Source organism: Paraplanobispora siamensis (assembly GCF_016863175.1).
Taxonomy (GTDB): domain Bacteria; phylum Actinomycetota; class Actinomycetes; order Streptosporangiales; family Streptosporangiaceae; genus Planobispora; species Planobispora siamensis.
This window is the reverse complement of sequence record NZ_BOOJ01000077.1, coordinates 52340-63427: the sequence shown is the minus strand read 5'-3', so window position 1 is coordinate 63427 and position 11088 is coordinate 52340. Positions and strand designations below refer to the sequence as shown.

The 11088-nt window shown below is 69.3% G+C and carries 8 protein-coding genes and 1 pseudogene; all 9 read right to left on the bottom strand.

Features of this window, described 5'->3' with window-relative positions; genetic code table 11:
• Positions 1–236, bottom strand: a pseudogene (locus tag Psi01_RS38690) (aa3-type cytochrome oxidase subunit I); the annotation flags it as partial.
• A gap of 1123 nt (positions 237–1359) precedes the next feature.
• Positions 1360–3585 carry a hypothetical protein gene (locus tag Psi01_RS38685; protein WP_204069158.1) on the bottom strand — a complete coding sequence of 742 codons (2226 nt, stop codon included), beginning with the start codon at positions 3583–3585 and terminating at the stop codon, positions 1360–1362.
• 44 nt (positions 3586–3629) lie between these two features.
• A complete protein-coding gene (locus Psi01_RS38680) occupies positions 3630–5075 on the bottom strand; it encodes a lipopolysaccharide biosynthesis protein (protein ID WP_204069157.1) in 1446 nt (481 codons plus the stop codon).
• A 35-nt stretch (positions 5076–5110) separates the two neighbouring features.
• Entirely contained in the window at positions 5111–5914 is an 804-nt protein-coding gene (locus Psi01_RS38675) for a polysaccharide deacetylase family protein (RefSeq protein ID WP_204069156.1), read from the bottom strand.
• Complete coding sequence (locus Psi01_RS38670; protein WP_204069155.1) at positions 5911–6852, bottom strand: glycosyltransferase family 2 protein; 942 nt, start codon at positions 6850–6852, stop codon at positions 5911–5913. The genes Psi01_RS38675 and Psi01_RS38670 overlap by 4 nt, the downstream gene beginning before the upstream one ends.
• Positions 6853–6854: 2 nt before the next feature.
• Positions 6855–7595: a glycosyltransferase family 2 protein gene (locus Psi01_RS38665; RefSeq protein ID WP_239128353.1), complete on the bottom strand. Its 741-nt coding sequence runs from the start codon at positions 7593–7595 to the stop codon at positions 6855–6857.
• A gap of 251 nt (positions 7596–7846) precedes the next feature.
• A complete protein-coding gene (locus Psi01_RS38660; RefSeq protein WP_204069153.1) occupies positions 7847–8974 on the bottom strand; it encodes a GNAT family N-acetyltransferase in 1128 nt (375 codons plus the stop codon).
• Entirely contained in the window at positions 8971–9342 is a 372-nt protein-coding gene (locus tag Psi01_RS38655; RefSeq protein WP_203878245.1) for a hypothetical protein, read from the bottom strand. The genes Psi01_RS38660 and Psi01_RS38655 overlap by 4 nt, the downstream gene beginning before the upstream one ends.
• Before the next feature lie 153 nt (positions 9343–9495).
• Positions 9496–11070, bottom strand: a complete 1575-nt coding sequence (locus Psi01_RS38650) for an RNA polymerase sigma factor (protein ID WP_204069152.1) — start codon at positions 11068–11070, stop codon at positions 9496–9498.
• Positions 11071–11088 lie beyond the last annotated feature (18 nt).

Below are 11088 nucleotides of genomic sequence, written 5' to 3'. Positions count from 1 at the left end.
TACTGCTCGTTGCTGACGAACTGCAGGCCCGGCCCGACCAGCTCGGCCCGGATGACCAGCGCCATGACGCCGCCGATCAGGAAGAACATGAACGAGGTCATCAAATAGAGGTGGCCGATGACCTTGTGGTCGGTGCTCGACAGCCAGTTCGCGATCACGGCGCCCTTGCGGTGCGCCTTGACCGGTGCCAGCGGTGACGTCAGCGGTTCCTCAGCCGACGGCTTGTAGGTCGTCATCACGATCACCTCCAGCCCGCCCTGCCGCGGTGGTCCGCGGGGTTTTCGCCGTCTTTTCACGCGAAGCGGGGTCGTGGGGGGCGTGTGGACACCTGTCGGCGATCCCGGCCCGGCCGCGCACGTCGATGGATGGATTCACTCCGGCTCCTCGGCGGAGAAGGAAGGTGCGTCACATCTCGTGCCGCGCGGGCTTGTTACCCCAGGTCAGGGCTCCGAACCGGTGATGGTGAACGCTTGGGGGAAAACCGGCGAGACGCCGAGACAACCGGCCCGCGCGGACCCGCCCGGGAGGTTTGGAGAGCTCGGGAGCACGGAGCGCTCGGCCGAGACCTTCTGGACGGGTAAGGCGGCCCGGAGCTGAGGGCGGGTACGGCGGATGCGTCCGTGGCGGGCCGGGTGTTGCCCGCCCGTGGGGCGCGTCCGTGGCAGCTTGGGTGTTGCCCACCCAAGCTGCGCCGCACGATAGCCGGGTACGGCGGGCCGTGCTGAGTGGTGGGCTCGTTTGTGGGTGGGTGGGTCGGTGGTGGGTGGCGGGCCTGCCTGTGGGCCGGGTGTTGCCCGCCCGTGGGGCGCGTCCGTGGCAGCTTGGGTGTTGCCCACCCAAGCTGCGCCGCACGATAGGCGCATCCTCCTGTAGGGCGTGTTGCCGGGTAGTGAGGCCGGCCCCACGGCGTCACGGGCGCATCGCCCGGCCCTTTGGTGATGTTGATCGTGGCGATCTGGAGCAACCGTGTCGGGCGGTCCCGATTCGGCCATCGATCATGACCTACCGTGCGGGCATGAGGGCGGTGAGGTTGCTGCTCCCTCATCGATCCGCGGCCTGATCCCCGGCGATGCCCTACGTCGCGGGCGCCCTGGTGTCGTGGGCGGATTCGGGTGCCGTACGGCGCAGCTCGGGTGGGCGGCACCCGGCCCGCCACGGACCCGTCCCCAGACGGATTCGCCACCCGGCAACAGATCCCACCGGCGGGCTCGGCCGCCGTACCGGCGCAGCCCGGGTGGGCGACACGGGGCCTACCGGGGACGTGTCTCACGGGTGGGCGGCACCCGGCCCGCCACGGACCCACCTCATGAACAGGCGCACCGCCGTACCCCGCCCGCCCGCACCCTGCGGGCCCGCCCCCTATGGCACCTGGTTCAGGCCGATCACGATGAAACGCTCGGCGATCACCGCGACCGACACGATGAACGCCGGGGCGGCGATCCACATCAGGACGCGTCCCGCCTTGGCGGGGCGGTCGGCGTCGCGCAGGCGGACGAGCTGGTAGGCGAAGAGCGCGGCCCAGGCGAGCACCAGGGCGGCCAGGCCGATCGGGGTGGCCGGGGAGCTCCGGTCGCCCGGGCCCCGCAGGTTGACCGGCTCGGGGATCTGGGCGGCCGGTGGCTGGGCCCTGAGCGTGTAGACGGCGGCGTCCTGGTTGGAGTAGACCCGCTTGAGCGCCTTGGAGGAGTCGAGGGCCACCCGGAAGCGCTTGTCCCAGTCGGCCGGGAAGCCGTGGTTGAGCTGGAGGTAGGCGGCCTGCCCCCGGCTGACCACGAGGTAGGTGTTGCCCGGCGAGAGGGTGAGCTTGTCGATCACCGAAGAGACCACGACGGGGTTCTTGTCCACGAGCACCTGCTCGTAGCGGATCTTGTCGAAGTCCTGCTCGCCCCACGGGATGGTCGGCGTGACCTCCTCGCCGATCAGCGGCACCAGGTACAGCACGCGGGCGCTGGGCTCGTCGTGCTCGTAGACGTAGTGCATGGCCGCGACCTCGCCGGTGGAGACGCGCTCGAACTGCTCGTTGCCGTAACGGGCGACCAGGAAGGCCATCGAGAGCACCAGCGCGCACGCCGCCGCCAGCAACAGGGAGACCCTGCGGGTCAGGCGGGGGTCGAAGCGGATGTTGCGCTTGCGGATCGGAACCGTCTCGTCGGCGCCGTCGGCGCCGCTGGAGGGCAGGTTCGGGAAGAACGCGTAGGCGGCCAGGATGCAGGCGCCGGGCAGCGCGAACATGTAGATGCGCAGGCCGATCTCGCCGCCGTAGCTCTGCAGGCCCAGAGCGAGCACGGGGATGCACAGCAGCAGCAGGGCGGCCCGGTCGCCCACCCCGCGGCGCAGGCGGCGCAGCAGGCCGGTGGCGGCCAGCAGCAGGATGACGGCGCAGATGCCCAGCCGGGCCATCAGCACGAGGGCGTGCTTGGGGTCGCTGCCCTCGATCCGGTCACCGGTGTTGCTCTGCAGGTTGTCCAGGATCCTGCCCAGCCCGCCGAAGAGCTGCTCGATGTGGCCGCTCCAGAAGGTGGTCGTCTGGTAGCTGATCCAGGCGAGCACGATCAGGCCGAGGAAGAACGGCATGGCCCAGCTGAGCGAGCACCGGCGCAGCAGGATCAGGCCGGTCAGCGCGCCGAGCATCATGAACGGGGTGATCTGGTGCGAGGCCGTGGCGGTCACGAACAGGCCGATCAGCAGGATGAGCATGATCGAGCGGTCGTAGACGGCGGTGCTGTGGCTCAGCTCGCCGGGCGTCAGCCCGTCCAGGCGGGCCAGCAGGCGCCGCAGGCGGCCCTTGGCCGGCATGGGCGCCTGGCGGGGCTCGACCCGGCCGAACCAGCGCAGCAGGATCGCCACGAACGCGAGATAGATCGCGTAGGTGAACCCCTGGGCGGAGAAGTAGTCCTGGCCGATCCACTGCACGATGACGAAGAGCAGGGCGGCGAACCAGCGCGCCCGGGTGGTGGCGACCACCTGGCGCAGGATCAGCACGAACGGCAACAGGTAGAGCAGGTTGGACAGCAGCGGCGTCCACTGCATGATCGTCGTGAGGTCGGTGATCCCCGCGGCCCTGGTGATGAACGCGACCAGCGCGAAGAATCCCGGCCAGGCGAAGCGGGCGTCCAGGATCGGGGAGGACTCGCCGGTGCGGGCGATGAACTCCACGAAGCCCGCGTGCACGTACGCGGTGTGGAAGCGCGGCTCGCTGTTGACCAGCGCGGAGGCGCCGTGCAGCGCGAAGGTGATCGCCGAGATCTGGAAGAGCAGCAGGAACTTGCGGTCGGTGTTCTGGGCGATGGTGACGAAGAACGCCATGATCATCAGCAGGATGGCGGCGAACGCGGCGCCGGGCAGGGCCGAGATCAGCCCGAGCCCGTCGATCTGCGTCACGTCGACGCCGCGCAGCGGCCCCGGGGAAACGCGCAGGGCCAGCACGTACATGACCAGGCCCTCGATGGTGAGCAGCGGGGGCAGCCATGTGGCCGCCGCGCGCATCAGCGCCGCCGAGCGAGGCTCACCGGTCGGGGGAGTGACGGGCCGGGAGGCGGGGCCGGGCGTGTCGACGCCGGTGGCCTCCGCCGTTCCGGTTGTCACGTCATTACCTGCCGATTGACTCACGTCTAACATCATGAGGGCTGTCAGGACCCTGATGCGACGGATGATTGTGAAGTTTTGCCATAATTGAGCATTTTGCGTAGTCCATTGACGATCAGAGCGGCCACCGCGAGCTCACTCAGCAGCAGTGCGTACCCAACCGCGTTCACGCCCAGGTGAGGGAAGAGCAGCATCGTGCTGACGAGCACGAGGACGGCCAGTCCGATCTGGACGAGCGCCAGTTTGCGAGCCTGCCCGCGGGCCCGGAGGCCGCTGAGGTAGATCTCGATGAGCACCCGCGGCAGCACCGCCAGAGCCATCAACTGAAGCAGCAAGGTACCGCGATCGGCGAAGCCGTCGCCGAAGACACGCAGGATGAACGGTCCGGCGGCTATGGTCACGATCACGATCGGAACGATGATCATGAAGGCCCGGCGGAGCGCCCGGCGCGAGTTGGCCGCCAGCGCGTCCCTGTCGAAGGAGCCCTCGACGGTGAGCGAGGTGGCCATGTTCATCGCCAGCAGCTCGATCAGGCAGCCCAGCGTGTGGGCCATCGAGAAGTAGCCGAACGTCACCTCGTCCACCTGGGCGGCGATCAGCACCGGGATCAGATAGACGATCGCCAGGATCGAGAACGTGCCCGGATAGTCGCCGGCCAGGAACCGCCCGATCTCGGGGAGCGTGGGCGGCGGGGCGGTGGTCTTGGTCTCCTTGACGTGCCGGGGGACGACCTTCCCGAAGATGAAGATGTTGATCGGGATCAGCGCCATCGCCGCCGGGATGATCCAGGAGACGAAGATGCCGTCGTCGGGCAGCGCGAACGCCAGCCCCACCAGCATCACCATCTTGACCAGGCCGTAGCCGAGGCTGTTGACCGGCACCCAGGTGGCCTTGCGCAGACCGGCCAGGGTCACGTCCTGGAGGGTGAACACCGACCAGACCAGCACCGAGGCCAGGAAGAACAGCCCCTGGCCGAAACCGCCCAGGGAGGCGTAGGTCGGCCCCCACCACGGCAGCGTGATCAGGAACCCGACCGCCGCCGTCACGCCGGTGGCCCCGGCGATGACGTAGGCCCGGAGGATGAGCTCCGGCGTGCGGCGCCCGGCCAGCGGGATGAACCTGGCCAGCGCCCCCACGAAGCCGAGCGCCGTCAGCGAGGCGAACAGCCGCATCGCGGTGATCACGGCCTGCCCGTGGCCGAAGTCGGCCGGGTCGTACAGCTTCGCGGCGAGCCACCAGTAGCCCATGCCGAGCACGGCGGTGATGGCGGTGTTGGCCATGAGCGCGTAACCGTTGCGGAACAGCGGGTTGCGCAGGTCGCGGAGCAGCTTGCTCCACAGGCCCCCCGGCCGCGCCGCCGCCTGCGCGGCGACATCCTCGTGCAGGGCGGCCGATGCCGTGGCCGCGGGCGCGGCGCCCCCGTCGAAGCGCTCGGAGCCCGCGTCCGCGAACGCGCCGTTCGGGATCGTCCGCTCGTCGAGTTCGCTCATGTCCTTCCCTCCCCTCACGCCCGGAGACGTGTCGCTCACGCGAGTCCGCGGACTTTGCGCAAGCCGTACCTGGTGCGCCTGACGACGGCGTAGCCCTTCGTCAGCACACGCTCCTTCATGTAGATCAGCGGGACCCGGTTGCCCCCGACGGCCCGGCGGAACATCGTCATGGAGGTGGCGTCGGTGACGGTCAGCCTCGGCATGGCGAGCACGTCGTGCCGGTCGGCGGCGATGGCGTTGTTCACCGCGCAGGCGGCCCAGTATCCGGCCCGGCGCACCTCGCGCCGGACGCGCGCGCTGGAGTAGCCGTACGGGTAGGCCATCGTGGTGACCGGGGTGCCGAGCTTGTCCTCCAGCAGCGCCTTGTTACGGCGCAGCTCCTGCCGGAGCTGGTCGTCGGGCAGCTGGTCGAGCTGCGGGTGGCTGTGGCTGTGCCCGGCGATCTCGATGCCGCAGGAGACGGCCTCGCGGACCTGGCTCCAGGCCAGTGTCCTGTCCAGCGGACGGCCGGCCGCGTCCTTGCCCGCGTCGCTCACCCAGCCGCTGGTCAGGAACAGCGTCGCGGGAAAGTCGTGCTGCTCCAGCAGGGGCAGGGCCTCGGAGTGGAAGTCCTCGTAGCCGTCGTCGAAGGTCACCACGATCGGGCGCTCCGGGATGGAGCGCCCGTTGTTGCGGTGCAGCGAGGCCACCAGGTCGGCCACCGTCAACGGCGTGAAGCCGCTCTCCTTGAGATAGGAGAGCTGCTCGCCGAAGGCCGAGGGCCGTACGGCCAGCGGCTTGGTCTCGGCGGTCGGCCTGTCGGAGACCGAGTGGTACATCAGGATGGGCACGCGGATCATGACTGCCCCAGCTTCAGGCGGAGAGAACCGACAACATAACCCCAGGTGGTCCAGGCCAGGCCGATCACGATCGCGGCGGCCCTGCCCAGGCCGGACGGGTCGCCGCGCAGCGCCTCCCCGACCCCGCGCAGCGCGCCCAGCGGCAGCGCCTTCAGCGCGTGCGCGCGCTCGCTGGCGAGCCCGTCGCCGGCGCCGACGCTCTGGGTGACCAGAGCCTTGGACAGACCCTCGGCGTAGCACCGGGACCGGAAGTACGAGAACCGGGAGCGCGCGGCCGAGACCTTGTGACCGATCACCGCGTCCGGCTCGAAGAGCATCACCGAGCCGGGCCTGCGCTGGGAGAGCCGGATGCAGAACTCGGTCTCCTCGCAGCCCAGGGGCCGCGGCTTGCGGCCCTGGACGCTGCGGCCGATCCCGGTGTGGAACCCGCCGACCCCCGCCACGACCTCCCTGCGGAAGGCGGCGTTGCCCCCCATGACGTTGCGGATCGGTGCCCGGACCGTGGGCATGCCCTCGTAGGAGCACCCCACGGTCCAGTCGAACTCGCGCGGAAACCAGCGCGGGCGACGGCCCGTCGCCCACAGCGGCCTGGTGTACCCGCCCACCCCCACGACGGACGGATCCTGGAAACCCTCCTCCAAAGCTTCCAGCCAACCGGGCTCGGCCACCGCGTCGTCGTCCAGATAGGCCACGATGTCGCCCGAGGCGGTCGCCGCACCGGTGTTCTTGCCACCGGACAGCCCCTTCTCGTGCGCGTTCTCCACCACGATCGCGTTGGGATATTCACGCTTGAGCATCAGGTGCAGGTCGGGGTTGTAGTCGACGACCAGAATGATCTCGTGCGGCTTCCGCGTCTGGCCCTCGACCGATGCCACGGCTGCCCGGATGTCCTCCCAGCGCTCCTCGGTGTAGACGCAGATGACGACACTGGTCTTCATGACTAGGCGGCGCCCTGGTCGGCGGCCGGGGCGGCGGTCTGGGGCTCGGGCAGCACGGCGGCCGGCTTGGCGCGCCACTCCCTGATGATGGTCTTCAGCACGCGGATGCCGTCCCGGACCGCGTGGAGGTTGCTCTCCCCGTGGATCCGGCAGCGCTCGTGGCTGGGGACCTCCTGGATCTTCAACCCGGCCTTGGCGGCCCTGATGTTCATCAGGGTCTCGACCTCGAAGCCCGCGCAGTCGATGTTCAGAACGTCGAGGTGACGCGCCCAGAAGGCGTTGTACCCGTAGCAGAGGTCGGTGTACTGCGTGCCGTAGATCTTGTTGACCAGCCCGGTGAGCACCTTGTTGCCGAACGTGCGGGTGAAGGTGAGGTCGTCGCTGCCCCCACCGGTCGCGTAACGCGAACCCTTGACGAAGTCGGCACCCGTGACCAGCGCACCCACGAACTGGATGATCTCCCGGCCGTCGGTGGACCCGTCGGCGTCGATCATCACGATGATGTCGCTGGTGCAGGCGGCGAACCCCGCGGCCAGCGCGTCACCCTTGCCCTTGCCCGTCTGGGTGACCACCCGGACGTTCGGCCGCAGCCGCTTGGCGACGGCGACGGTGTCGTCCACCGAGTTGCCGTCCACCAGGACGATCTCGTCGATCCACTGCGGCAGCGTGGCGAAAACGTGCGGAAGGTTCTCCGCCTCGTTCATGGCCGGGACGACCACGCTGACCGTAGGGGAAATGGCCATGTGAGGGGTGAGCGGGGTGAAACGCTCAATAGGAGGCATCGACCTCAGCGGAGGCTTGGCCGAGTGCTTGGTGATGTCGGGACTCATGATTACGGATGTCCTTCCGAACGGTCGGTCGTCATGGGTGGCTGCCAGACGGACCCGGAGCCGTGCACGATCGGAACGATCGAGGGAAGTGGCGAATGCGGGTGAGGATGCATGAAGGGTCCTGGCGGAATGAGCTGCTGAGGTAGTGGGACGAGTCGAGGGGCCTAACCGGCCCCCCATGGTTCCTTGACAACGGTGGCGGGCGATTGGTTCTGGACGGAGGTGCGCATCCGGCCGAAACCTTTCAGCACACGATCAGCCAGTCGATACAGTTCAGGGCGGTCGGTCACGATGGTGCGTGCTTTGTTGACAGGTGCCCGACCCATCCAGTGAACGGCCGCCGTCGGCGACGGGCGTGAGACGCGCCCCTCGGCGACGAAAAGATCACCCGTCTTTAGCCAGCCCTTGTATTCGCGGCCGCCCTTGCCCATGTCGACCTGGCGCAGGCCCGCGTTCGCCGCGTGCTCCGCCATCAGCAGGTGGTGCACGATCCCCGGTGAATAGCGGGCGAACTCGGTGTCGTAAGCGGGGAACCAACCCACCAGGGTGTCGGCCGTACGAAGACCGAAATGTCCCGCGACCGGCGTGTCGCCGGCGTAGACCATGGTCAGCACGCCGGAGAAGGTGCTCGACCTCTCGGCGTGCATCTCGTCCAGCAGCTGGACGATCCACGGCTGGGCGAAGCGGTCCACCCGGCCGGTGCGGCGGTACTGGTCCGACTTCCACTGCATCAGCTGACGCAGCGCTCCACCGTCGGTGGAGTCCCACTCGAAGCGAAGCTCGCCCTGCTCGCGGCCGAGCTTGCGCTCTTTATAACGGACAGTCTTGTAGTTCTTGGGAGAGTTGGCGCGAACCTGCTCGATGTAGGCGTCGAAGCCGACGCTGAGGTCCATGATCGGCGCGGGCCGCACATCGGTCTGGTGCGCCTCGAAGGTCGGCTGGCCCGCGACCATGTGGTCGAAGTCGAAGACCGAGAGCTTGCACGCGCGCAGCAGGGCGCGCAGGTCCACCTTCAGGCCGGGGATCGAGATCAGCCCGTGGCAGGTGGTGAGGAACCCGCCCAGCGGCTTGCCGATGCCGAAGTTGTGCCGCTCGTAGGGGAAGAACCCCACGATCTTGTCGCCGTCCTCGATGACGGCGACGCGGACGTAGTCGCGAAGCCGCCCCATGGCCAGCGCGAATTCCACGGACAGAAACGGATTGTCCAGGGAGGCGTCGGCTCCCTGCAGGTCCCGCCAGCGGGAGATCTCGGCCTCGCCGAGGTCTCTCGGGCGAACGATGCTGATGTTCACCTTGACCTGGCCCCCTGTTCGGTCTGCAAGCTCTCGCTCCCCCGGTACAAAACACGCAGCACGTAGATGAAGCCGCTCAGTACAGCGATGGTGGCCACTCCCGCCCGGGGCGACCACGCGTCAAAAGAAAGCATGGCGGTGGCAAGTAGAACGTTTACAACGAGACTTGCCGCCGCCCCCACTGATAGTGCCGCAAGAGGGTCACGATCACGCAACAGTCCCATGACTGCCGCCCCGGGAACCACCAGAAGGAACATGGGGGTTAAAACCAGACGAAGGGGTGTATCCACGCCCGCCAGGGTCAGAACCGCCCCAGAAATGCAGGCAACGGCGAGTATCCACGTGAACACTCGACGGTCGATCGGCATCTCTGGCTCCCCGGATGGACAGGTGGACGGCTGGTGGCCACCTCATGTGACCAACCGGCGCGCACCAACGTCAATGGCGACGTCTGGCATCTGTCCATGGTTTACCTGATTGCAAAGAGATGTCTGTCCCACATCCAAGGTGTGGTCAAAGAGTCAAGACGTCTCCGGTGCGGGCGTGGACTCCGGCGAGAGGCTCTCCGAGGGGGTCGGCACGGGGTCCGGATCGGGCTCGGAAGCCGTTGGTTCTGGGCTTTCCCACATGATCGTGCAACTCGGGTCGCCCCCTGCGGACCGGAATGAGACCCGTCCGGAACTCTGGTTCCCGATGTCAGAATAAGTGACCCAAATCACTCCCGTCGCACCAGCCTTGAGCCGTCCCCGCCGTGGCTGGACGGTCAATCCTCCCGATGCGGCCGCCGACCAGGCGAGGGGGGCGTTGTGCGCGGTGACCCGGATCTGCCCTCCTTCCTGGCCGATGTGCGACGGGCACGAGACGGCCAGCCGGGCGGCGGGACGGGGGGCGGAGGTGCGCGCGGGGCGGGACCGCTGGGGCGCCGTACGGCGGACCGGGCCGGGGGCGGGTGCGGCGGAGGGCGTCACCGAGGAGACCGGCTCCGGGGTGGGCTCGGGTTCCGGGGTGTCCTCCGGCGTCGCCTCCTGCGGCGAGGTCGTCTCGGGACCGGGCTCGAAGGTGATCGTCGGCGGTGCGGGCTCGGGCGCGGCCTCGGCCAGCCCGGTCGAGCCGGAGCCGATGTCCTGCCCGGTGAGGGCGATCATGCCTCCGGTGGCCGCCAGGAGACCCACCGCGGCCACGACGATCGGGACGCTGCGCTTGCTCCTCCTGCGCCGCGCCGTGCGGCGCGGCCCGGACTCGCGGGCGGGCCGGGCGGTCACGACGGGGAAGCCCGACCGGTCGAAGCGGTCGCCCGCCTCGACGATGGCGGCCCTGGTCGCGTCGAGGGCGGGGTTCACGCACGTCTCGATGACGCGGCGGCGCAGGGAGAGCGGCGGGAAGAGCACCGGCACCAGGTCGAGCAACCGCCCGGCCGAGACGTGCCGGTCCCGGCGTTCGATGCAGACCTCGCACCGGGCGATGTGGCCCGACAGCCGCCTGCGCAGCATCGGGGGGAGCGGCCCCTCCAGCGAGTCCACCATCGCCGACAGGTCGGGGCAGTGCGCCCGGCCGACCCTGGCGAGCACGACCGCGGCGGCGGCGTTCTCCACGTGGTCGCGGGCCCGGCCGAGCCGTGTCGTGACCTGCCGGGAGGTCAGCCCGACGACCGCGCCGACCTCGCCGGCGCCCAGGCCGTGCCGGAGGGAGAGCTCCAGAATCTCCCGCTCCGGCCCGCTCAGCTCGGCTAAGGTCTCGTACACCAGCCAGGCGAGTTCGCGTTCCTGGGGGTCGTCGTGGCCCTCCGGGGAGGGCAGGGGCGTCGTCCCCTCCTCGCCCTGGGGGCGGATCGTGCAGCGGAAGCGGACGAGGGCGTACAGCCAGGGGCGCAGGCGCCCGGCGTCGCGCAGCCGGTCCACGCATCCCTGCGCGGTGACCAGGGCGTCGTGCACCGCCTCCGCGGCGCCGTCCCGGTCGGCCAGCAGGGAACCGGCGTAGTCGGTCAGGCGTTCGGCGTAGGCGTCGTAGAGGCTCGCGGGCGCCTGCGTGTCGGCATGCCTGAGCGCCTCCACGAGTCGTTGGTCGTCGGCTCGGCCGACGGTCGGCCATCCGGGCACGGGCTTTCCTCCCCGTAG